The organism is Acinetobacter thutiue (assembly GCF_030385805.1).
GTDB lineage: Bacteria > Pseudomonadota > Gammaproteobacteria > Pseudomonadales > Moraxellaceae > Acinetobacter > Acinetobacter corruptisaponis.
The window spans coordinates 1-22,422 of the sequence record NZ_JAUDZE010000003.1 but is presented as its reverse complement, the minus strand read 5'-3'; the positions used below and the strand labels follow the sequence as shown (position 1 = coordinate 22,422).

The following is a 22,422-nucleotide window of genomic DNA, read 5'->3' as shown; positions in this document are numbered from 1 at the left end:
AAAAAGCTTAATGTTAAAGAAGTTTGATATACAAGAGGTCTCGATTCTTCTTATTTTGCTTCATGAGCATTTGCTCTCGTGACAGGTGGCATGGATGCCACCTTGTTAGACTGTGGTTTACAGGGATGTACCATCAGTCTAACAGAGGGGTTTTGTTACTTTTGCCCAGTCAAAAGTAAGGCAAATGTCTATACAAAAAACTTATGATGACTCATGGTCTATGAGACTGTGAGTGCTTCATTTAAAATAAAAATGATTTGATTCAACTGGTAAAACTTATCTGCTTGTGCATTTTACAGCTCAAGCAGAGGGCTATCGCAAGTTGCTTAATCTTGCTGTTTTGCCTGAATTGCCGTCAATGCAATGGTAAACACAATATCATCGACCAACGCACCGCGAGACAAGTCATTCACTGGCTTGTTCAAACCTTGCAGCATTGGGCCAACACTAACGACATTGGCAGCACGCTGTACTGCTTTATAGGTAGTGTTACCAGTATTTAGGTCAGGGAAAATAAACACATTGGCACGACCAGCGACCTGAGACTCAGGTGCTTTCTGACGGCCAACACTTTCAACCGAAGCTGCATCGTATTGCAATGGACCATCAATCAATAAATCTGGTCGGCGTTGCTGTGCAATCTTGGTCGCCTCAGCGACTTTCTCAACATCTGCACCTGTACCAGACGTTCCTGTGGAATAACTGATCATGGCGATGCGTGGGTCAAGACCAAAGGCCTTGGCTGAGTCTGCGGATTGAATCGCAATTTCGGCAAGCTGTTCCGCATTTGGATCAGGGTTGATCGCACAGTCACCATAGACATAGACTTCATCTGGCAGCAGCATAAAGAAAATTGATGAGACCAGTGAGTAATTCGGTGCGGTCTTGATTAACTGGAACGCAGGACGCACCGTATTGGCTGTGGTGTGAATCGCTCCCGAAACCAGACCATCCACCTGATCCAAGGCCAACATCATGGTGCCCAGCACGACTGTATCTTGTAGTTGTACTTTGGCTTGCAACGCATCCAGTTTGCCTCTGCGTAACTCAACCATTGGTTCAATGTATTGATCACGGATGCTGTCTGGGTCAATGATCTGTAGATCAGCAGGGATATGAATACCACGTGCCTTGGCAACCTCGGCAACAGACTCTGGTTTTGCCAACAGGATACATTGGGCAATACCACGGGTCTGGCAAATCACGGCAGCCTGTACGGTACGTGGTTCGTCACCCTCTGGAAGCACGATGCGTTTTTTCGCTGCAATTGACTTCTGTACCAGCTCATAGCGGAAAGCTGATGGAGAAAGGCGGGGATGCAGGTTGTTCTGGGTATGTTGATCCAGCCAGTTATTGTCAATATGGCTTGAAACAAAACGGGTAACCTGCTCAGCGCGTTCAGTATCATCAATTGGAATTTCATTGCCAAAACGATTTAAACGTTGTGCTGTTTCCAGTGTATCAAGTGAAGTATGCAGAATTGGCAAACCTTGCTTAATTGCACTTTGGCAAAACTCTAAAACATTGTCTGAGGGCGGCGCCTGTTCAGTTAAAACCAATCCAGCCAATGGTGTACCATTGCTACTGGCGAGACTGGCTGCAAGCAGGGTATCGGTACGCTGTGAGGCACTGATGATCAGCTCACCCGCAATAAACTTGTGCAGTTCAGATTCAATATTTGAGGCAATCAGGCTGGTATGTAAAATACGGCGCTGTTTTGCTTCGCCCTGATGCAGCCATGTCCCCTCAACAATTGCTGCAATATCCAAACTACGTGGCACACTCAAGATATTGCTGAATGGAACCAGACCGATAATGGGCAACTCATCTGTTCCCATAAAGCGGTTATAGCGTTGCAGCTCTAATGAAAATTCGGCAATTTGCTGGTCCAGGCGCAGGCTTGGGTCAAGGGTGACAGGGATTTCAGCCGTGCCGTCAGGAAGTCCCTTGGTTCGCATGAACAGGACCCCTGTGGTCCGCGCCGAGGCTGCGCCGCCAAACTGGCGTAGATGGGCATCCACTTTTTCTGCTGTCTTGCGTGGATCAGCAAGATCGGCGGTACTGACCAAAACCACTTGAGCATCCAGTGCCTGTGCAAGTGCAGCATTGATTTCACTGGCAAAATGGTCTTGTCCATTCGGAACAAGCCCCTCGACAATAATTACATCATGATCAACCGCAATCTGGCGATGCAACGCAACTGCTTCTTCGAGCAATTCATCGGTTTCACCTAATGCAATCAGTTGAGTCAATCTTTCATAAGTAATCGGTTCAACCGAATGATGTTGGAATAGATGACGATATAGGGTGGTGGTGCGGTCAACCGTTGCATCTGAAATTTGTGAAAATGGTTTTAAGAAACCTGCATTGATCCCTTTACAGTCCAGTGCGTAAATCATGCCTAAGCAGGCAGAGGTTAAACCAACACCCTCACCTGTAGGAATCAGTAAAATTGTGTTCATAATGACCTTGGTATTATCTAAATATGATTGTTTAAGCTATTTGTGCAAGTACCTGACGAGTCTCTTTGGCGATACGACCCTCTTCATCAGTTGGAATCACCCATATTTGTGGGCCAGTTCCTGTGTCAATGCGTCCCTCTGTGCCACGGGCCAAAGTATCATTGTTTTCCTTGCTGAATTGCAGGCCAAAATGAGACAGGTAGGCGAGCGTTTTTTCACGCACATAGGCAGAATTTTCACCAATGCCGCCAGTGAACACCAATCCATCTAGACGAGGCAGGCCACAACTTAAGGCGGATAATGATTTTGCCAGACGATAACAGAATACTTCGATGGCTAGGGTTGCATCCTCATGACCGTTTTCAGAGGCTTCCACCAGTGTGCGCATATCATTGGATAAACCTGACAGACCAAGTAGACCACTTTCCTTGTTGAGCATGTTGTCGATTTTTTGAATGTCCCAACCCAGATTGTTTGCTAGGAATAAATGCAGGCTTGGATCAACATCACCGCTTCGGGTTCCCATCACCACACCTTCCAGTGGCGTTAGACCCATTGATGTATCAATACTCTGACCATTCCATACCGCACAGGTTGAGCTGCCATTGCCCAAATGCGCACTGAGCCAGCCCCCCTGATTTTTCTGTCCTGCCAGCTCGCTGGCACGTTCAGTCACATAGGCATGACTGGTGCCATGAAAGCCGTAACGGCGTACCTGATGTTCAGTATATAAGAATTGTGGAATTGCGTAGCGGTAGGCATGTTCAGGCATGGTTTGATGGAAAGCCGTATCAAACACCGCCACTTGGGGAAGTTGCGGAAACAGGCTCATGGTTGCCTCAATTCCGATCAGGTTGGCTGGATTATGTAGAGGTGCCAGTGGAATGGCATCACGGATACGGTCAATGGTCTGCTGGGTGAGGCGTTCTGCCTGAGTGATGTTGCCACCATGCACCACACGGTGACCAATCGCCTGGGGGTTATAGTTGGCTAAACGTTCAAGCAGGGTCTCAAGTGCCTTGGCGTGATCTGCATAGGGAATGGAAAGCTCAAGCGCCTCACCTCCCACAGTGATGCCCTTGATCCGCGCATCCGCGGCACCCAGATTTTCTGCCAAACCATAGATACGATCTTCACGGCGTTCCGAGATCAGTGCATATTTGATGGATGATGAACCACAGTTAATTACAAGTACAGATATAGCCACGTTTGAACACCTAACAGGTTTTAATTTTATAAACGAATACTTTTGATTTTGCTGCAATGCATGGGGCAGTAGAATCAAGCGCAATGTTTTAACATGGGAGGCCGTATTGACGAAAATAGACTTTAGCCTATACGACTGATTTATAAGTGAAACAAATTGATATTTCAGTATAGTATGCAAATAAAAAGTTATTTTGGGTGATCTGTTTGTTTTGCTACAGTTTTTCGTATGAAAATATATAAAAACACGATAAAGATCAAATAAATGAGCTTTATCGTGCCGAAAATTAAACCGATAGAACCAGTTTACTGGCGAATTTGACCATCACCGAAAACAATCCATTTCTGTGAGGTCAGGCCTTCCAGACCGACTGGACCACGTGCATGGATTTTGTCGGTCGAAATCCCGATTTCCGCACCAAGACCATATTCAAAGCCATCGGCAAAACGGGTTGAGGCATTGATCATCACCGAGCTGGAGTCAACACGTGCCAGAAACTCACGCGCCAGACTAAAGTTTTCGGTAATAATCGCGTCAGTATGGTGTGAGCCGTATTGATTGATATGGTCAATCGCCTCATCCATACCACTCACCACCTTAACTGCAAGGATCGGCCCCAGATACTCTGTATACCAGTCTTCCTCAGTCGCGGTTTTGACAGATTCACCCAGAATGCGCTGGGTTTCTGGACAGCCACGAAGTTCAACCTGTTTTTCCGCATAAAGCTCAGCAATACGGGGCAGGAATTCTTCAGCAATCGCCTCATCAACCAACAGGGTTTCCATGGCATTACATACACCATAACGGTGTGTTTTTGCATTCAAGGCGATTGGCAAGGCTTTTTGCAGGTCAGCCTGTGCCTCAACAAAGATATGGCAGTTGCCATCCAGATGCTTGATCACAGGAATACGCGCCTCATTGCTGATGCGTTCAATCAGGCTTTTTCCACCACGTGGTACAATCACGTCAACATATTCATTCATGGTGATCAGGTGTCCAACAGCGGCGCGGTCAGGTGTGTCAATCACCTGTACGGCATGTTCAGGCAGGCCTGAAACCTGTAGGCCATGCTGAATTGCGGCTGCGATCGCCTTGTTCGATTCCAGCGCCTCAGAACCACCGCGCAAGATAATCGCGTTACCCGATTTTAGCGCCAATGATGCCGCCTCAAGTGTCACATTGGGACGTGACTCATAAATCATTCCAATCACGCCAAGTGGCACGCGCATTTTACCCAACTGGATACCAGACGGGCGGTAAGCCATATCAGTGATCTCACCAATGGGGTCAACCAATGCGATGACATCCTTTAGGCCCTGTAACATGCCTTTAAAACGGGCAGGGGTCAGTTCCAGACGGTCAAGCAGGGCACTGTCCAGTTGGCGTTGACGGCCATTTTCCATATCAATTTGATTGGCTGCTAAAATTTGTGCTTGATTATTTTCCAAGGCAGTATAAATTGCAGACAAGGCATGATTTTTCAAATGTGTCGATGCACTGACTAAAATACGGGACGCTTTACGCGCCTGTATCCCGACCTGCTGCATATAAGTTTGAATAGAGTCTTGCATAGCATTTTGATGATTGCATGTATTTATAAAGATAGTAACAGTCAAATGCGGAACAATGAATAGCCTGAACTGACTAATTCACAAATTATAAACTGTTATGTTGCGCGGGTATTTTTGCTGAAATACGATGAATATGTTGAATTTAAAGGCATGACTACATATTTTGCAAAAGATTGTTGAATTAAACAAGATAAATGGTTAAGGAAATCATTGCGTATAAAACATGCATTTGTATAGAATGAAAATGTATAGGATAAATGTAATACAAATTTTATAAATTTGTTAACTTGCAAGTTGAAATCGTCAAAAATGAGACTCTTGCATCAAAAAAATAAACAAGGATGGAGGAAGGATATGAATTCCATTATCCAAATGGACTCGGATTTAAACCATACCTACACTGGGTTTGGTTTTTTCGACATTTACAATAAAAACAGTTTTAAACAACCAGCGCGTGCTACATGGATAGATGGTTGGAAAATTGAATATATGGCGATTGCTGATCCTAAAACGATCTACAACACGCCAATTGTAATTGTCGGAGGCGCATTTCAGAACTTTAACTCTTATAAGTATTGTGTTGAGCAACTCTTTGAGAGTGGTCCTGTCATTTTGATTGATTTACCTTCAATGGGCGCAAATCAACAGATTCGCAATGTGGATACTGGTGAATCCGCAGCAGTGCTGGAATTGCCTGATTTATCAAAAATGCTGGGTCAATGGCTTGATATTGTTGGAATCGACAAGGTTTCAGTGATGGGAATGTCATTGGGTTCAGTGGTCGCTTCTTCATTTGCATATCAACGTCCAGAACTGGTGGACCGTATGGTGCTGATGGGCGTGATGCAAAAGACCCGTAAAAGCTGGCGCATGCTGCTTGAGGAGTCACTACACCTGATGCGTGAAGACCGCATGGAGGAGTTTGGTCAGGCGGTTATTTTGTATCTGGTCAACCACGCCAAGCTGGACAAGACACGTATGTCACCCACAGCCAAGCGCCTATTCTTCAGGCAGATGGCTGATTTCACCACAACTGAGCGTGAGCGCTATGAAATCAACTGCAACCGTTTACTGCGCCTAAGCGATGTGCCTGTCGCACAGTGTAAGACACTGGTTGCCGCTGGGCAGTATGACAGTTTCACCCTGCCGCATGAAAACGCCGACTTTGCCTTGCAGTGTGAAGACATGCAGTTTGCCCTGATCGCCAATGCCGACCATGTGCCACAGTTGCAGCGCCGTAAAGAAACCATGAATTTGTTTACGACATTCCTGAAAGGTGAATCCATCGACAACCTTGATGGCATTATTAGCATGACGCGCGAGCAAATGAAGCAGATTGAACGCCGTGGTGAAGAGCGTATCCCTGTTTTACAGCCAGAAAGCAAGCTTAGCCACCGTCATCTGGATAGCGAAGCGCCAGTCACAATTGTTGATATCACGTTCTTTGGGGTGTACCTGAAACTTCACCAACTTGAGCAGCTTGATTTTGTTAGTCAGCATCCACGTGATTTAGCCTTGCATTTAGCTGATGAAGAGGGCGAGTTTAAAATTGAATGTTTAATCTTTGATGCCACCGAGCAAGGTCTACGCATCTTGTTTAAACATGGTAGTTTTGAGATTGCTGACCGTTTAACCCGTTTTATTGAGCGTCAGAAACTGGCTAATTAATGCGTAAAAACGTGTAGGAAAGTTAAAAAAGAGAAGTGGTGTATTCCACTTCTCTTTTTTGTAGAGATTATTTATTGGTTGCCTGAATTGTCCAGACCAGATCACCCAAGTGCTGCTGACTGTTTTGCAGGGAAATTTGATCAAAAAACTGTTTGGGCTGTAGAACCTCTACCTGTTTAAAGCCAGCTTCATGAAAAAACTGTTCGACTTCAACAGGAGTCTGAAAGTGGAAACTAAAGGCACTACGGGACATCCACTTCAATAAACGGCTGCTATTCCAGATGATGGTGGCGAGTTTATTTTGGGTCGGTTCTGGATAAAGGTCAGTTAAATAATGCAGTTCTTTAAAGTCTTTACCATAAGTTGCAATGGCTTTAATCAGTTGTTGTAGAAGTGGCTTCTCAAAATAGTTAATCAAACCCTCGCTAATCACCACCAATGGACGTTGAGGATCAAATACCTCAAAGGCGGAAGCAAAAGCGTCCGTGAATAAATCGACTGAAAGCACCTCATCAGTTTCGCTTTCAATTTGTTGCAGTGCCGCCTGTTTGGTCGCAGCCATGTCAGGCAAGTCAAGTTCACGGTAAGTAATGTCTGGATAATGCTGTCTAAACCACCATCCACGCGGGGAGAGTCCGCAGGCAATCTCAAGCACCTGTAAATCAGGATGCTGCTGAATTAGGGACTGCAAATGGGTGTCGAGCATGGTGTGGCGTTGTTTTAGCGTGGTACGCATACTGCCACCCACATATTTCTCTGCCCAGCTTTCAATCGGATGAACCAAGGCGGCAAGCGTTTTCCCCTTTGCTGTCGCCAACGCTGGATGAGAAATTCCCATTTGATACCAGATATAGCCTGTGTAATGTGCGGTAAATGAAATATGGCGATGTTTTGAAAGTTGTTGTGTCATCTGTCCTAGACTCTGTTGTCCTTGAAAAATCCCCCTCTTTTTGGCTAGAAGTGTCAAGTCTTTATAAGACCTCCCTCTAAATCTCCCTCCTGGAAAGAGGGAGACTTCCACAAATCCAATAACTTATATGATTCGTGATGTTCCCTCTCCTTTGAGGAGAGGGTTAGGGAGAGGTCAAAAACAAGTGGAAACTTAGACTTTGACACCCTTACTTTGAAAAATGGGGGCTTAAAATATTAAATAAATCATGATATTGCTGGTTTTTTCATTTAATGTAATATAAAGGGGAATATCAACCTTTTATAGCATTAAAAATCTTCTATCAACTTAAAACGAATTCTTAAAGTCTTCAATGACTTTTCTGACGTTTTGCCAGTTTTCATCTAAAGTTAGTGTCGTACCGATCTGAATCTCTGGAATTTTACCGCGCATACGCTCCAATCGTTGCTGGTTTGGTAAGGCAAGGTTTTGAATGCCATCCAGCGCGGTACATGCTGCCGCACGGTCGTTGCAGACCAGACCCATATCACAACCCGCGCTTAATGCAGCCTGAATCCGCGCATCCGCACCGCCCGCCACACATGCAGCCTGCATACTCAGGTCATCCGAGAATAAAACCCCATCAAACCTGAGCTGCTGGCGCAAGACATTTTGCAGCCAGAAAGGAGAGAAGCCTGCTGGGTTGGGATCAACCTGATCATAGATCACATGGGCTGGCATCAATGCATCCAACTGAGGCATCAACTGAATAAAGCTTTGCATATCCTTGTCATAAATTTCCTGATAGCGACGGCTGTCAATTGCCGCCGCCACATGCGAGTCTGCCTTGACTGAACCATGACCTGGAAAATGTTTGCCAGTGGTTGCCATGCCTGCTTTTTTCATGCCCTGCATAAATGCACCTGCCAGCGGCATGATATCCTGCATATTTTTGGCAAAACCACGATCCCCAATCACATCGCTAATATCGTTCAAGTCCAAAACAGGCGCAAAGCTAAAATCAATCCCCACCGCAAGCACTTCAGTTGCCATTAACCAGCCACATTGTTCAGCCAGTTCAATTGCCTGCTGCGGGCTGTGCAGATAATGCTCTCCAAGTCGTCCCATCGCTGGAAGCAAGGTAAAACCCTGTCTTAAACGTTGTACACGGCCACCTTCCTGATCAACGGCAATCAGGATGTCAGGGCGCACCTGCCGCATATGGTCTGTCAATGCACGGACCTGTTGAGGCGATTCAATATTTCGGGCAAATAAAATCATGCCGCCGACTTGCGGAGCCTGTAATAGTTCAATATCTTCTTGGGTAAGTTCTGTGCCAGCAATATCCAGCATCAATGCGCCGATCATAGTGATTCCGTTTGAATTTTGATATAAATATTAGGGTCTGTTTATACTTCACAGATGCTTGCGACAGAGGATATTTTTTAGCTGATACAAGGCATGTTTTGCGAAATTTAGCTCTCCTAAATGAGCAAAACATAACGCAGTAACGGCAAAAAATATCCCTGTCCCACAGGGTTATGGCTAAAACTGCCTCAAACTTCGTTATGAAACTGGACAAGGGAGTCGCCATTGTCTGCGTTTCATGCCTTGTTTGCGTGGTTTTAGCCGATAACGCAAGCATGGTTGAAATATCAACAGACCCTCTGGATAAATTGTGCAATGATTTGCTACATTTTGTCAGTACAGAATATGATAAAACGACATGATATTGATGAATAAGTTATACGGGTTGCCAAGATGTTGAATGAATGGCATTCATATTGACATTGTCCCTGTGTAATAATTGCCATATCCAAGGAAGCACCAAAATTTTATGAAACTTCAAATGATAGCGTGTGCGGTTGCAATTGCGACTGGTGGTTTATTTTTCTCTCATACCATAAATGAGGCATTTGCGGCGACAGAAGCTCCAGTAGTTTCAACAACGATCAAGCCATCACAAGAACAAGCATTGGTCTCGCGTCAGTTGGCAACATTGGTTGACCGTCAGCATTACTTGAACATGCGTCTGGATGCGGCCACCTCAAACCGTATTCTGGATATGTATCTGGACAGCCTTGATCCAGACCATTCGCTGTTTCTCAGTGGTGAGGTTGAAGAATATAAGAATAAGTACGGCTCAACCTTTGGTAGCTCATTGAAGGCAGGCAACTTAACAGGGCCTTTTGCCATTCATGCGCAATATCGTGAGCGTTTGAAACAGTTTTACGAATACATGCTGGCTGAACTCAAGAAACCACAGAATCTGCATCAGAAAGATGTGTATCTTGATATTGACCGTGAAAAGGCACCTTATTTCAAAACAACTGCCGAGCAACAGCGTCATTGGCAGGGCATGCTGGTGTCACAGTTGATTAACCTGACCATCAGTAAGGAAGAGGAGCAGGCCAAGCAAAAGGCGTTAAAGGCCAATCCATCGCTTGCCAATGGACAGGACCTGACAGGGCCTGAAGACTTAACCCCTGTTCAGACACTGACCAAGCGTTATACACGTCAGCTAGAGCGTATTGGTCGGGTAAAAAGTGATGATGTGCTGGATAAAACATTGAATGCAATGTTGGCAACCTATGATCCACACAGTAACTATTATCCACCGATTGATGCGATGGAGCTGAACCGTCAGACCACCTTGCAGCTTGAGGGGATTGGCGTTTCGATTCGTCCTGAACGTGGCAATGAGGACTACACCAAGATCGAAACCATCGTTGAGGGTGGTCCAGCCAGTAAATCTGGTCAAGTGAAGTCGGGAGACCGCATCATTGGGGTTGCCCAGGATGGCGATAAAATGGTCGATGTCATCGGCTGGCCTAGTTCTGAAATTGTGGGGCTGATTCGTGGTAAACGTGGTACCAAAGTCACGGTACGCTTGCTGGGTGCTGGCGCAGCCATGAGTCAGGCGCGTAATGTCACACTGACACGTGATGTGATTCAGGAAGAGGATGCGGGCGTTCGCTCACGTACCATTGAAATCACGCGTGATGGCAAGAAGCATGTCTTTGGTGTGATTGAGATACCATCATTCTATTTTGACTATCGTTCACGCCGTGCTGGTACTGAGTACCGTTCAGTGTCTGAAGATACTGCAAAAGCATTTGAAGAACTGAAAGCCAAGAAAGTCGAAGGCATTATGGTTGATTTGCGTAATGACCCAGGTGGTTCTCTGGAAGAGGTTGCGCGTATGCTGGGGCAGGTGATTAAGTCAGGCCCAGTAGTTCAGATCCGTGATGGCAATGGCAACGTCAATGTGTTTGAAGACACCGATGGCGGTGAACAGATTTATGCTGGGCCAATGGCGGTATTGGTGAACCTGGCCTCTGCTTCGGCAAGTGAAATCTATTCTGCGGCGATTCAGGACTATGAACGCGGCATCATCATTGGCAGTACCACCACAGGTAAGGGAACCGCTCAGGTTCAACTTGATTCTTTGGCACATGGTCAGGCAACGCTCACCCAGCGTAAGTTCTATCGTGTTACAGGGGGCAGTACCCAGAATAAAGGCGTGATTCCTGATATTCGACTGGTGGATATCTACAATGAGGAGTTTGGCGAGCGTAAGGCCAAAAATGCCTTGAAGTGGGACACCATTCCAACAGCGCCATTCAAGCGTGAGGGTTCGGTACAGCCTTATGTGGCTAAACTGAACCAGACCTCTGAACAGCGTGTTGCGACAGACCCGCAGTTCAAGTATTTGGAGACACGTAAAACGCTTGCCAAGAAGACCGCTGATGAGAAGAAAGTGGTACTGGATATAGACCAGCGTCGTGCTGAACTGGTTGATCTGGAAAAGCAAACGCTGGATGCTGAAAATCAACGCCGAGCTGCAACAGGGCAGCCGCTTTATGCAAACTGGGAAAGCTACCAGGCCTCTATTGATGCCCTGGTTGAGTCACGTGCCAAGATGAAAGCTCATCTGCGTCCGCCTTTACCAGAGGAAGAGGCATTTATTACCGAAGCGGCAAATGTGCTGCTGGACTATGCCGCATTGCAAGGCCGTTAAATTTTAGATTTTGCTGTTAAAAAATAGCCCTGTCATGCAGGGCTATTTTTTATTGTTTAAATTTTAATTGACTCGAATCCAGATTTGGCTGCGCCCCAATACAGAAACCCCGACATAGCCACGTAAATGCAGGCGTTGTCCATTTGTACTGAGTTTTGCAGTCAGGCTATATACACGGCCACTGTTTGGGTCGAGAATTCGCCCGCCTGTATAGGTGAGGTCTTTCTTGTGTTTAAGCTTGGTAATTGCATTTAAACCCAGAATTGGTTTGTTGGTATAAGGGGCAGGGCAGCCTGTACAGAACTCTTTCGGTGTGTAACCTGTACGTGGGGTGATTTTGGTGATTTTGCCTGTATAGGTGCCATCCGCTTCCTGGGTAATTTCGACCTGACCTTTAGGTGCGCCCGTGAGGTCATCAATACTTTGCCAAGTGCCAGTAATATCTTGAGCAAAGGCCAGTTGGCTAAGACCAAATAGGACAAAAAAGGTAATGAGTTTTGAGTACATGCTTAAGCCTCCTTGCTGCCTATCACTGTCTTTCTATTATTTCGGATTTCTAATAATAGATTCAATCATTATTTTACAATTGTTCACTTTTTTAATAATTGAAATTTCAATGAATTTTTAAGGGTAGAATAAAAAAGCCACCTCGGTTTGAATGACAACGAAGCGGCTTTTCTTGATTAAACCGTGATCAAAAATGATCAAATATAAGATGGTGGGTGCGTTACAGCATCATGGTTTATTCGGCGCGAATCCAGATCTGGTTGCGGCCTAATGCAGATACACCGAGATAACCGCGCAAGTGCAGGCGTTTACCATTTGCGCTTAACTTGGCCTTCATACTGTAGATCTTGCCTGTATTGGGATCAAGAATACGGCCATTGGTATAGTTAAGACCATCCGTAGACTTTAGACCTGTCACCACATCCAGGCCAACAATAGGCTTGTTGGTATAAGGCGCTGGACAGTCTACACAGGTTTCCTTTGGTGTATAGCCTGCGCGTGGGGTGACTTTGACGATTTTGCCCACATAGGTATCATTTTCTTTACGAATCTCAACGAGTCCTTTGGGTGCGCCTGTTTTGTCATCAATCGTTTGCCAAAGACCCGTAATGTCTTCCGCAAAAGAAAAGCTACTGACTGCTGATAAGAGTAATGCACCTATAAGTTGTTTGCCCATCATCATTAAAAATCCTTTTAACGTTTGAAACTCCATTATGTAGGATATTTGACAACTAGTTCAATCTTTATGTGATATTTGCGGCAAATTTTAAGACAAAGACAAAATAAAGGTGGGTAGCCAGATGGCTGTAAACACGCCATTGACTGCCATACCAAATGCGGCATAGCGACCTGTGACAGGGCCACGCTGCCATGCCTGTGCCGTGCCAATGGCATGGGCAGCCAGACCGAGCGCAAGGCCAGAGGCACGTTCATCATGGATATGTTTTAATATCCACGGTGAAAATGCCGCTCCAATCACACCTGATAAAATCACAATCAGTGAAACCATCATTAACGGGGCATGTAGCAGTGTGGCAATGTTAAGTGCAATCGGTGTAGTCACCGCACGTGTAGCAAAGGCCATGATGGTCGGTTCAGACATATGCAGCAGATACGCCAGTCCCATTGGCAGGGCAACCGCACTGATGCTGGCAAAACATAAAATTCCAATCATGGACTTGATGGGTAAATCATCATAACGCATGGCAGCCAAGGGAATGGCTAGGGCAACCGTGACATAACCAAGCAAGTGGTTAAACACATCATTGACGTTGTTCATGTAGTGTTCATAGGGAATGCCGAGAACTGCCAACAAGCCAATCACGATGAACATGGCAAACACAATGAGGGGAATCTGTGGAACCCTTTTATTCAGTGGTTTTGCAAGCAGATAGCTGATCAGGGTGAGCATGAAGCCATAAATAACCATCAACATAAACAACGACCTCTATAACCAGCGTTTTGCCATTTTGGCGTAAATCCATAATGGCAATAAGGTGCTTAGGGTGAGCACAAACAGAAATACGGGAATTTCCTTGCCCAGATGAACCAGCATGATCAGCGAGCCTGCACAAATCGGCAGAAACGCAAATGCACTTTCTTTCATGATCTTGTTGTTGGTATCAATCAGGCGATTGGAGATTTTTTTAAACCTCCTCCAGATAAGCAGGGTGGTGAGTAGCGTAATCAACCCCACCAGATTGCCCAGTTCAGGGTGATGAAAGGCTTTGGTGATCAGGACGGAACCCTCACGAAATACGACAATCAATAAAATCGTGCAAAACCAGGCTGCCCAATCAATATCTTTCATGTGCTTTTTACTCTCGTCTATCTGAACGATGGGTGATCGCAATTATAGTGATGAATGGTCTTTCCGTTCAAATTCTTCCAAAGGCCGTTCAAACAAGGAAGCTTTTTTTCCAAGAATTTCGTCTAATGGTAAATGTGCCTGTTTAATGAGTTGCTCCAGCTTATGCGGGGCAATACAGACCGACAGGTGCAGGTCACCATGATCATCATGGTGTTCAGACTGAATCACGTTCAGGGTATAGAGTTGGGTGCGTAGTTTACCGTAGGCAGGTTTAAGCACTAAATCAAAGTGTTGTAACTGGCCCATCAAACATTGTTGTACCGCCTGGCTTAGGAATTCCAAGCCTTGTCCTGAATGTGCTGAAACATAGACTCGGTCAGGTAGGTCAGGTGCCTTATATATGATTTTTGCGGCATCACCGCTCAGGTCGATCTTATTATAGATATGCAGAATCGGGGCATCGGCACCAATTTCCTTGAGTACCGACTCCACCGCTTCAATCTGCTCAGCCATGTTGGGACTGCTGCTGTCAATCACATGCAGCAGCAAGGTTGCTTCCAGTGTTTCTTCCAAAGTGGCCTTAAATGACTCAACCAGATCGTGCTGCAAGTTTCGAACGAATCCAACCGTATCCGCCAGAACAACTGTACCTATGCCATCCCAGTCCAAACGCCGTAAGGTAGGATCTAGGGTTGCGAACAGTTGGTCGGCAGCATAAACGTCACTTTTTGCCAAGATGTTAAATAAGGTTGATTTTCCCGCATTGGTATATCCCACCAGTGAAATGGTTGGAATCGCCGCTTTCTGACGCGCGGCGCGGCCTTGCAGACGGGTTTGCTGAACCTTGACCAGTTTTTCCTTGAGTTGGGTAATGCGTACCCGAATCAGTCGGCGGTCTGTTTCCAGTTGTGATTCACCTGGACCACGTAGACCAATTCCCCCCTTTTGCTGTTCCAGATTGCCCGTAAAGCCACGAATCAGACGGGTGGACAAATGTTTAAGCTGGGCCAGTTCGACCTGTAACTTCCCTTCATGGGTACGGGCACGTAAGGCGAAAATATCCAGAATTAAACCTGTACGGTCAATCACCCGACATTTCAGCACCCGTTCCAGGTTGCGTTCCTGGGCAGGGGAGAGTGAGTGGTCAAAAATCACCAGTTCTGCTTCAAAGTCTTTGACCAGTTCTGCAATTTCATCAACCTTACCTGAACCAATAAAGAATTTAGGGTCAGCCCTGTTACGTTGCACGGAAATATGTTCAAGGATTTCAGCACCAGCGGATTGAGCGAGCAATCGGAACTCTTCAGCATCCAGGTCATCAAGCAGTTGTACAGCCACACTGACTAAAATTGCCCGTTCACCACCTTGATGCTGCTCAAAATTTTCCACGCGATCTCATATCCTGAGTATTGAAGTCTTATTCTAGAATAAACTTAAAGCAAAGGGCAAAGACTAAGTGGCACTAGATGACATTTCGGCGTAAAAGCTCAATAAAACCAATCAATGTTCCCATATACAGGATTGACCAGCCTAAAAACATTCTGAGCGCATAGCCATAAGGAATGGTGGTCTGTGATTCTGATGTGTTGGCATGTGGATTCATCTCATCACCTATAAATCTGTAAATTCGATTTATTTATAGTAATTGATCTAATAAAACATTTAAAATTGAAAAAATTTATCCCTACATTCGTTTTTTATTATGGTCACAACATTTATAAGTGGATATGGGCATGATATAACTTCGCTAATTTAATGCATACATGCATACGGTTTTGATGATTTATGACTCAAGAAACACCAGCGCTAAACAACCCACCATTCAGTTTATTCTCTAAGTTCAGTCTATATAGCAAGAAATTGGCCGCAGGCCTTGAAACGATTGGCGAAGGCTTTTATCTCATCTATCGTCATGGCCTGTATAAAGATCCCAATAATCCTGTAAATACCCGTTATGTGCAGTATTTTTGCCGCCGTTTGTGTGAAGTCTTCAATATTGAGGTACAGGTTCATGGTGCCATTCCCCGTGAACCTGCACTTTGGGTCAGCAATCATATTTCATGGCTGGATGTGGCGGTACTGGGTTCAGGTGCCCGCATTTTCTTTCTGGCGAAAGCCGAAGTGGAAAAATGGCCCATTTTGGGAAATCTGGCAAAGGGTGGTGGAACCCTGTTCATTAAACGTGGTTCGGGTGACTCCATTCGGATTCGTGAGCAAATCACTGAGTTTTTAAAGCAGGATATTCCCGTGCTATTTTTCCCTGAGGCTACCACCACAGATGGCACAAAGGTTAAAAAGGTACATGGCAGATTGCTTGGTGCCGCTATTGAGGCCCAGCGACCAGTCCAGATTTGCGTGATTTGCTATGTCAACCAGAATGGTGAGCTGGACATGGTGGCACCATTTATTGGTGAAATGACTTTTGCAGAGCATGTGCAGCGCGTTCTGGAAATGCCCAAGGTCACGGCCCATCTACTGACATTGCCCGCAGTTCCTGTAACAGGGCATACCGTGGAGACATTGACCAGGGAAGTTGAACAGCAAATGCGTGCAGGTTTGCTGGAGTTGCAGCGTAAGGTACTTAAGGTGATGCCAGATGGCACAGAGGCTACATAAATCCCTCGATTGGCAGCCATGAAAGAATCTTGATGCCAGCCCTTTGCCACCATTTCATACGTGGTTCCTTGGTATAAATAACAGGGCCTTGAGGTGTCTGGCGCTGCCAGGTGATTTTCTTGTTGGCATCCAGCACCAGTTGATAGGCATACTTGCTGAGGTTCTCGTCCATTGTGGTGTGGACCGCCTGGGCAAGTGGAGGGCTGTTGAGCAGCACACCAATCTCAGTATTGAGATAGGCCGAGCGTGGGTCAAAATTAAACGAACCAATAAAAACCTGTTTTTCATCCAGCGCCATCAATTTTGCATGCAGGCTTGAACGGCTTAACCCCTTGATGCTGACCTTGGCCTTTTTCGCCAAGTCCTCGGTGTGTTTGTCCAGGTCATTTTTATCCAGCGCAGGTAAAAATTCATAGAGCTGTACACCGTGTTCCAATAAGTTCTGCCGATACTTGCCATAAAACGCATGAACCACTGCAACGTCATTGGCCTTGAATGAGTTGGTCAGAACCCGAACCTTAATGCCATCCTCTGCCAAATCGGTCAGCATTTTTGCCCCCTTTTTTTCAGGAACAAAATAGGCGGAAATCAGGTCAACGTTTTTTTCAGGTTGTTCAAGATGCTGAATGAGCTGGAAATTAAGGTGTTCTTTCTTTTTTGCCTTGGACTTAATCTTGTCGGGCGAATCCTTGACTACTTCCGCCTTGACCCAATCGAGAGGAATATCCCGACTTATCAGCGAGTCAATGGCTTGAGAGTTGCTGGTTAAATCCAGATAGTTTTGTACGGTAACCCGCTTGTAGTGCTCATCAAGCTGCCGCTTTAAACTTTCATAGCTGAGATGATGGGCACTTTGCTTGACCACTTCCTGCACCTTGTAGGCATATTCATGGTTCCAGTATTCATCAAAGGAATGGGAAATATCTTTCACCGCCGTGCCAACCAGCATCACATCAACATCAGAGAACTGGTAGTTGTCACTGACATTGTAATATTGATTGGTCATGTTGCGCCCGCCAATCAGGGCAACCTGATGGTCTGCGATGAAGCTCTTGTTGTGCATGCGTCGGTTGATGCGTTTCAGGTCTAGAATCATGTCGAGCGCACGATATTTCCGAAAACGATAGGGGTTAAACAGCTTGACTTCAATATTGGGGTGCTGTGCCAATGCCAGAAAAATCCCCTCGGTTGATTTGGCATTGTTGTCATCAATCAGCAGGCGAATCTTGACCCCACGGTCTGCGGCACGAATCAGCGCATGCAGCGCCAGTGCGCCCACCTTGTCGTTGTCCCAGATGTAATATTGTAAATCCAGTGTTTTCTCTGCCTTGTCAATCAGGCGCAGGCGGGCAGCTAGGGCTTCCAGTGGTTCAAACAACACCAGATAACCCGTAAGGTCAGGATGTTGTTCCTGTAGGGGTTGAATGATTTGTGCCAGTGTGGTCTGGGCGGTGTCAACGTGTAATGTGGTTTCAGGAATGGACTCTATTTTGTGTTTGGGTAAGGTGCTGCAACCTGTTACCGTGATCGCAATACTGCAATAAATCGCAAGCATACTTTTATTGTAAGTAGTTGTACTTATTTTCGTATGTTTGTGATTTATACGGGCAAATTGCGTCATAATTGTTACTGATTAAAAGTTGGGCTTGAGTATAGCATTTCATCGAAAAATATAAATATGAGATGTGATAAATGCCCCTGAGGTGAGGTGAATGAGCTCTGCACTGTTAAATTCAGATATAGTTATTTTAGTTTTCTATCTCCTGTTTGCGGTACTTGCGCTATGGGCACTGATTCAGGCCTGGGTACATCAGGCTCGCACCGAAACCATCCATCCGTTTAAGGCATTCGTGCATTTGCTGGCTTTTTACCTGTCTTATTTGCTGGTGCCACTTTGGTTTTTTAGCCTCTATGCAGGTTGGTCAGGTTACTACACACTCCATCAAACCATTTTTGTATTCCTGCTAAGCAGTGTGTTGGTCTATGCGCGTTTTATTGAACCACATCAAATTCATGTGAAATACCATCAATATCGTTTAAATCCACAGCGTGAATTTACCAAGCCTGTAAAAGTGGCATTGGTTGCGGATATGCATGTGGGACTGTTTTCAGGACATGAGCGCCAACTCAAAACCATTGTAAAAAAATTGAATCAGGAGCAGCCCGATTTTGTTGTGGTGGCGGGGGATTGGACTTATGAACCTGAAAATTGTTTGGTGCAGGAACTGGAGGTGCTAAGGGAAATACAGATGCCTGTTTATTCTGTGTCAGGCAACCATGATGAACAGTATCCAGGGCCACCAATCCAACAACTATTAGCAAAAGCGCTGTCTGAAAACAATGTGATGGATATTGAGGGCAAGATTGTTGAGTTTGATGAATTCCGTCTGGTTGGCATCGGGGATTTATGGGCAGGAAAAGCCAATATGCGTTTTTTACCTGAGTTGCCACAGGATAAGCCGTGGCTGATTTTATCCCATAATCCAGATACGGTGGATATGGTGCCAGAATTGCCAAGCCATCCTCTAATGTTGTCTGGACATACGCATGGCGGACAAATTGAACTGCCGTGGGTCACCAACTACATTATGAAACGGGTTTCGATTTTGGGACACAAAAAAGGCTTTTACTCACATGAGCATGCGGATGTATTTGTGACGGTGGGAACTGGGATGGTGGGGGTGCCATTTCGGTTTCGTGTACCCCCCACCATTGATATTATTGAGTTGATATAAATGGAAAAGCTGACTTGAATGAAGTCAGCTTTTTTTATGGGTTAAACCAGATTATGGAATGATAATAACCGCAACCCGACGATTACTGGCACGGTTTTCATCAGAAGTATTTGGCACAAACGGCTGGCTTGAACCACGTCCAACCACAGTCAGTTCATTTTGTTTAAAACCTTGCTGTACAAAAATTGAGGCAACACTTTGGGCACGTTCCTCAGATAGTTTCTGGTTGTATTCTGGATTACCAATATCATCGGTATGACCCACAATCTTTAATGTGTGCAAATCGTATTTATTCAGTTGTTTTGCCAGTCGGTTAATCTCCTGACCATGCTCAGGCTTGATGTCCGCCTTGTTAAAGTCAAACAGCAAACGCTCAGGTAAACCCAGGCTCCAGCCCTCATCGGTAAGGATGAAACCCTCTTTTTTCAACATTTTGACCTGACGATATTTCAGGGGGCCAAAACTCAAACAGCCAGCCAATGTTAGGCAAAGTAATGCTATAAATGAAATTCTAATGGTGTGGGTGTACATAGCATGTCCTAAATTTCTGGTTTATAGAGAAACCAATGCGGGTTTAAATTTTTAGCTTTATACATCGCCTGATCGGCCTGCATAACCAAGTCTTCTGGATTTTCTGCAAAATGGGAGAATGCGATACCTAAGCTAAAACCAAAATGAATCAATTGACCGTTAAAATTCAAGGGTTCCTTGCAACTTCCCAGCAAGGCTTCGGCAATTGCCTGCAAGTGGTCGGCATGGTGAATGGTATGCAAAATAATTGCAAACTCATCGCCACCCAAACGCGCAATAAAGTCTTCATGCCGAACGGACTGCCCTAAGCGCGTTGCCATTTCCTTTAAAACAGCATCACCTGCGAGATGGCCATACTCATCATTAATCGCCTTAAACTTATTATTATCAATAAACAATAAGGCTGAATTGTGACGGTATTGCGGGTTTTCAAAAATATTGAGTAATTCATTATAAAAGTAATGACGATTCGGCAGACCTGTCAACTGGTCGTGATGAGCCTGAAATGAAAGCTGGCGATTTTCTTTTTGAAGATGGGTATGCCAAACCTGAATTTCTTCCAGTAGCTCATTAAATACATTATTTAAGTTTTGAAATTCTTTAATATGGTTATTCGGGAAACGTAAATTATAGGCTTTTTGATCACTTACCAACTGGGCAATATGCGTTAAGGGCTTGATGGCCTGCATAATTTGACGGTAGGTCAGGTTCACTGACCATAACAACGCAATCACGATAAAGATCATCGAAATGGCCAGGCCAATAATGATGGTGATGAGAAAATGCAGAATATTCTCAGAACTACCGTAGAGCACCAATTCGCCCACTTTTTTCTTGTGATGCACAATCATCAGTCGAACAGGATCATGTAAAAACCATTTGTCCAACAAACCTTGTAGAAAAGTAGTATGGGCAGTTTTTTTGGTGCTTTCTGCCAGTAACTGGTTTTGTGGATCATAGACATGGATACTACGGATTGCATGCTCAGTCGTGTAATCATCCAGTATCTGGTCAATTGCCCCTTTATCGCGGAAAACCACAGCGGGTTGAATCCGTTCAAGCACAGTCTGGCTGAGTAGCTGTAGATTCTGCTTCGCGTAGGTTTCCATGGTAAACATGGAGATGGTGGCAAAGGTAAATGAACAGATCACAAAGGTAATCGCAAAAATCGTAAACTGTGATTTACGGAACAGCGCATGTAATGAAGTGGATTGATATAAATTCGAAATCACTTTAACTACTCCGCATTCTTTGCCAGGATCAAGACGCGAGGGTCGATGTGAACTTTGGAATAACTTAAAGCATCCAAATTAACCTTAAAGGTAGAAAAAGTTTTTTTATTATATAAACAGAAAATACTGCCGACTTCACAGGCAGGGTTATTGGTACTCAGTGACAGCAAAGAGCGGGATGGATAGGCTTGAATCAAGCTTTGCTGCTGCTGAGGTATTGTTGTGGAAAAATAGGCAACGTGGCACTCTGCCTTGGCAAAGTCTTTGGCTGTTACGGCCTGTACCTGATAATCATAGCTGAGCTGTTTAATACTGGTCTGGAATTGTACGGCTGCATCAGGGTTGTCAATGACACAAATGGTGGGTCGGGTTGTATTCGACCATTTACTATAACTTAATATTGTTAGGGCAAGTTCATAAAAGTTATGGTTTGAAATGGCGTAGCAAATCTGGCTCACAGTAATAGATACCGCAAGCAACATAAATCGTGCCTTTCTCGTTACGAACCGTATTTCCAATCAAAAGTGCCAAAAAATGTGAAGCAAGATACACATTCTACTGGACTTAATTGTTTAAAAAAAGTTCTTAATCAAAAAGAAAAACCATAAAAAGTAACTGTGGCGTTCAAAAAGCATCCACTTAAATAAAATAACCAAAAAAAGCACTTGCGTCTCTTCTGAAATGCTGTAGAATGCCCACTCATCGGCGGTGATGCGGATAAAAACTTGTTGATAAACAAGGGTTTGATTGATATGGTCTAGGTTGTAGGCTGGATTGGTCAGGTTTGTTTAGATTAAGATAAGTTTTAAAAAATCCAAATTATCAGTTGACTTTAAAGAGATTTAGGGTAACATAGCCGACCTAGCTTGATGATGACGAATCATCGAGAAGATCATTAAGAGAATAGAAGAACAACTTGTGTGGATTTTTACTGGTTGATCGATCGATAAATTATCATTGATTAATTGGTTTAAATTTCTCGAAGTTTATTTGAGCGAATATATAAGTCAGTAATTGATGAGCCAGAATTGGCACCTTGTCTTAACTAAGGTGCAAAATGATTTTAACTGAAGAGTTTGATCATGGCTCAGATTGAACGCTGGCGGCAGGCTTAACACATGCAAGTCGAGCGGGGTGATGTGCTTCGGTACTGATCCTAGCGGCGGACGGGTG

The 22,422-nt window shown here is 44.9% G+C and carries 19 protein-coding genes and 1 rRNA gene; 5 read left to right on the top strand and 15 right to left on the bottom strand.

Translation table 11 applies throughout. The features are described 5' to 3' along the window. Positions 1-326: 326 nt before the first annotated feature. The 3 genes from pta to QTA56_RS08760 form a co-directional block, all read right to left on the bottom strand. Positions 327-2,462, bottom strand: a complete 2,136-nt coding sequence (gene pta, locus QTA56_RS08770; RefSeq protein WP_267980615.1) for a phosphate acetyltransferase — start codon at positions 2,460-2,462, stop codon at positions 327-329. 31 nt (positions 2,463-2,493) lie between these two features. Beyond that, on the bottom strand, positions 2,494-3,669 hold the full coding sequence (locus QTA56_RS08765) for an acetate/propionate family kinase (RefSeq protein ID WP_267980614.1): 1,176 nt from the start codon (positions 3,667-3,669) through the stop codon (positions 2,494-2,496). A gap of 305 nt (positions 3,670-3,974) precedes the next feature. Beyond that, complete coding sequence (locus QTA56_RS08760) at positions 3,975-5,240, bottom strand: glutamate-5-semialdehyde dehydrogenase (RefSeq protein ID WP_267980613.1); 1,266 nt, start codon at positions 5,238-5,240, stop codon at positions 3,975-3,977. Positions 5,241-5,594: 354 nt separating this feature from the next. Here QTA56_RS08760 and QTA56_RS08755 point away from each other — a divergent pair, with 354 nt between their 5' ends. Next, the gene (locus tag QTA56_RS08755; protein ID WP_267980611.1) at positions 5,595-6,908 is read left to right on the top strand and encodes an alpha/beta fold hydrolase; all 1,314 of its coding nucleotides are present in this window, start codon (positions 5,595-5,597) and stop codon (positions 6,906-6,908) included. 67 nt (positions 6,909-6,975) lie between these two features. Here the strand turns inward: QTA56_RS08755 and QTA56_RS08750 are convergent, their stop codons facing one another. Continuing rightward, positions 6,976-7,818 carry a class I SAM-dependent methyltransferase gene (locus QTA56_RS08750; RefSeq protein ID WP_267980609.1) on the bottom strand — a complete coding sequence of 281 codons (843 nt, stop codon included), beginning with the start codon at positions 7,816-7,818 and terminating at the stop codon, positions 6,976-6,978. Between the two features lie 327 nt (positions 7,819-8,145). Continuing rightward, positions 8,146-9,165: a beta-N-acetylhexosaminidase gene (gene nagZ, locus QTA56_RS08745; protein WP_267980606.1), complete on the bottom strand. Its 1,020-nt coding sequence runs from the start codon at positions 9,163-9,165 to the stop codon at positions 8,146-8,148. A gap of 469 nt (positions 9,166-9,634) precedes the next feature. Here nagZ and QTA56_RS08740 point away from each other — a divergent pair, with 469 nt between their 5' ends. Beyond that, entirely contained in the window at positions 9,635-11,818 is a 2,184-nt protein-coding gene (locus QTA56_RS08740) for a carboxy terminal-processing peptidase (RefSeq protein WP_267980603.1), read from the top strand. A gap of 63 nt (positions 11,819-11,881) precedes the next feature. On the opposite strand, the gene QTA56_RS08735 is transcribed toward QTA56_RS08740, so the two are convergent. The 6 genes from QTA56_RS08735 to QTA56_RS08710 all read right to left on the bottom strand — a co-directional run bounded on the left by QTA56_RS08735 (position 11,882) and on the right by QTA56_RS08710 (position 15,738). Then, positions 11,882-12,325, bottom strand: a complete 444-nt coding sequence (locus QTA56_RS08735) for a DUF2147 domain-containing protein (protein WP_267980602.1) — start codon at positions 12,323-12,325, stop codon at positions 11,882-11,884. A gap of 235 nt (positions 12,326-12,560) precedes the next feature. Then, positions 12,561-13,001, bottom strand: coding sequence for a DUF2147 domain-containing protein (locus tag QTA56_RS08730; protein ID WP_267980869.1), 441 nt, complete (start codon positions 12,999-13,001; stop codon positions 12,561-12,563). Between the two features lie 90 nt (positions 13,002-13,091). Then, positions 13,092-13,760: an LrgB family protein gene (locus tag QTA56_RS08725; RefSeq protein WP_267980601.1), complete on the bottom strand. Its 669-nt coding sequence runs from the start codon at positions 13,758-13,760 to the stop codon at positions 13,092-13,094. 12 nt (positions 13,761-13,772) lie between these two features. Next, positions 13,773-14,135, bottom strand: a complete 363-nt coding sequence (locus QTA56_RS08720; RefSeq protein WP_267980600.1) for a hypothetical protein — start codon at positions 14,133-14,135, stop codon at positions 13,773-13,775. A 42-nt stretch (positions 14,136-14,177) separates the two neighbouring features. Next, a complete protein-coding gene (gene hflX, locus QTA56_RS08715; protein ID WP_267980599.1) occupies positions 14,178-15,524 on the bottom strand; it encodes a ribosome rescue GTPase HflX in 1,347 nt (448 codons plus the stop codon). A 73-nt stretch (positions 15,525-15,597) separates the two neighbouring features. Beyond that, positions 15,598-15,738: a hypothetical protein gene (locus tag QTA56_RS08710; protein WP_267980598.1), complete on the bottom strand. Its 141-nt coding sequence runs from the start codon at positions 15,736-15,738 to the stop codon at positions 15,598-15,600. 182 nt (positions 15,739-15,920) lie between these two features. On the opposite strand from QTA56_RS08710, the gene QTA56_RS08705 reads away from it, so the two are divergent. Further along, complete coding sequence (locus QTA56_RS08705) at positions 15,921-16,751, top strand: lysophospholipid acyltransferase family protein (protein WP_267980597.1); 831 nt, start codon at positions 15,921-15,923, stop codon at positions 16,749-16,751. On the opposite strand, the gene QTA56_RS08700 is transcribed toward QTA56_RS08705, so the two are convergent. Then, a complete protein-coding gene (locus tag QTA56_RS08700; protein ID WP_411956089.1) occupies positions 16,744-18,306 on the bottom strand; it encodes a phospholipase D family protein in 1,563 nt (520 codons plus the stop codon). The genes QTA56_RS08705 and QTA56_RS08700 overlap by 8 nt on opposite strands. Before the next feature lie 157 nt (positions 18,307-18,463). Here QTA56_RS08700 and QTA56_RS08695 point away from each other — a divergent pair, with 157 nt between their 5' ends. Beyond that, positions 18,464-19,486: a metallophosphoesterase gene (locus QTA56_RS08695; RefSeq protein WP_411956088.1), complete on the top strand. Its 1,023-nt coding sequence runs from the start codon at positions 18,464-18,466 to the stop codon at positions 19,484-19,486. A gap of 51 nt (positions 19,487-19,537) precedes the next feature. Here the strand turns inward: QTA56_RS08695 and yfiB are convergent, their stop codons facing one another. From yfiB to yfiR, 3 genes are read right to left on the bottom strand one after another with little or no spacing between them, the layout of a single operon-like run. Next, positions 19,538-20,017: an outer membrane lipoprotein YfiB gene (gene yfiB, locus QTA56_RS08690; protein WP_267980593.1), complete on the bottom strand. Its 480-nt coding sequence runs from the start codon at positions 20,015-20,017 to the stop codon at positions 19,538-19,540. Between the two features lie 8 nt (positions 20,018-20,025). Further along, positions 20,026-21,249, bottom strand: a complete 1,224-nt coding sequence (gene dgcN / locus QTA56_RS08685) for a diguanylate cyclase DgcN/YfiN (RefSeq protein WP_267980591.1) — start codon at positions 21,247-21,249, stop codon at positions 20,026-20,028. Positions 21,250-21,254: 5 nt separating this feature from the next. Next, the gene (gene yfiR / locus QTA56_RS08680) at positions 21,255-21,731 is read right to left on the bottom strand and encodes a regulatory sequestration protein YfiR (RefSeq protein WP_411956087.1); all 477 of its coding nucleotides are present in this window, start codon (positions 21,729-21,731) and stop codon (positions 21,255-21,257) included. A 582-nt stretch (positions 21,732-22,313) separates the two neighbouring features. On the opposite strand from yfiR, the gene QTA56_RS08675 reads away from it, so the two are divergent. After that, positions 22,314-22,422, top strand: a 16S ribosomal RNA gene (locus QTA56_RS08675); the annotation flags it as partial.

Excerpts from the sequence above, each read along its gene's own strand:
- pta (WP_267980615.1), bottom strand. The coding sequence starts at position 2,462 with ATGAACACAATTTTACTGATTCCTACAGGTGAGGGTGTTGGTTTAACC.
- yfiB (WP_267980593.1), bottom strand. The coding sequence starts at position 20,017 with ATGTACACCCACACCATTAGAATTTCATTTATAGCATTACTTTGCCTA.
- QTA56_RS08720 (WP_267980600.1), bottom strand. The coding sequence starts at position 14,135 with ATGAAAGATATTGATTGGGCAGCCTGGTTTTGCACGATTTTATTGATT.
- QTA56_RS08725 (WP_267980601.1), bottom strand. The coding sequence starts at position 13,760 with ATGTTGATGGTTATTTATGGCTTCATGCTCACCCTGATCAGCTATCTG.
- QTA56_RS08695 (WP_411956088.1), top strand. The coding sequence starts at position 18,464 with ATGAGCTCTGCACTGTTAAATTCAGATATAGTTATTTTAGTTTTCTAT.
- QTA56_RS08705 (WP_267980597.1), top strand. The coding sequence starts at position 15,921 with ATGACTCAAGAAACACCAGCGCTAAACAACCCACCATTCAGTTTATTC.
- nagZ (WP_267980606.1), bottom strand. The coding sequence starts at position 9,165 with ATGATCGGCGCATTGATGCTGGATATTGCTGGCACAGAACTTACCCAA.
- QTA56_RS08755 (WP_267980611.1), top strand. The coding sequence starts at position 5,595 with ATGAATTCCATTATCCAAATGGACTCGGATTTAAACCATACCTACACT.
- QTA56_RS08710 (WP_267980598.1), bottom strand. The coding sequence starts at position 15,738 with ATGAATCCACATGCCAACACATCAGAATCACAGACCACCATTCCTTAT.
- QTA56_RS08735 (WP_267980602.1), bottom strand. The coding sequence starts at position 12,325 with ATGTACTCAAAACTCATTACCTTTTTTGTCCTATTTGGTCTTAGCCAA.
- QTA56_RS08740 (WP_267980603.1), top strand. The coding sequence starts at position 9,635 with ATGAAACTTCAAATGATAGCGTGTGCGGTTGCAATTGCGACTGGTGGT.
- QTA56_RS08700 (WP_411956089.1), bottom strand. The coding sequence starts at position 18,306 with ATGCTTGCGATTTATTGCAGTATTGCGATCACGGTAACAGGTTGCAGC.
- QTA56_RS08750 (WP_267980609.1), bottom strand. The coding sequence starts at position 7,818 with ATGACACAACAACTTTCAAAACATCGCCATATTTCATTTACCGCACAT.
- QTA56_RS08730 (WP_267980869.1), bottom strand. The coding sequence starts at position 13,001 with ATGGGCAAACAACTTATAGGTGCATTACTCTTATCAGCAGTCAGTAGC.
- QTA56_RS08760 (WP_267980613.1), bottom strand. The coding sequence starts at position 5,240 with ATGCAAGACTCTATTCAAACTTATATGCAGCAGGTCGGGATACAGGCG.
- yfiR (WP_411956087.1), bottom strand. The coding sequence starts at position 21,731 with ATGTTGCTTGCGGTATCTATTACTGTGAGCCAGATTTGCTACGCCATT.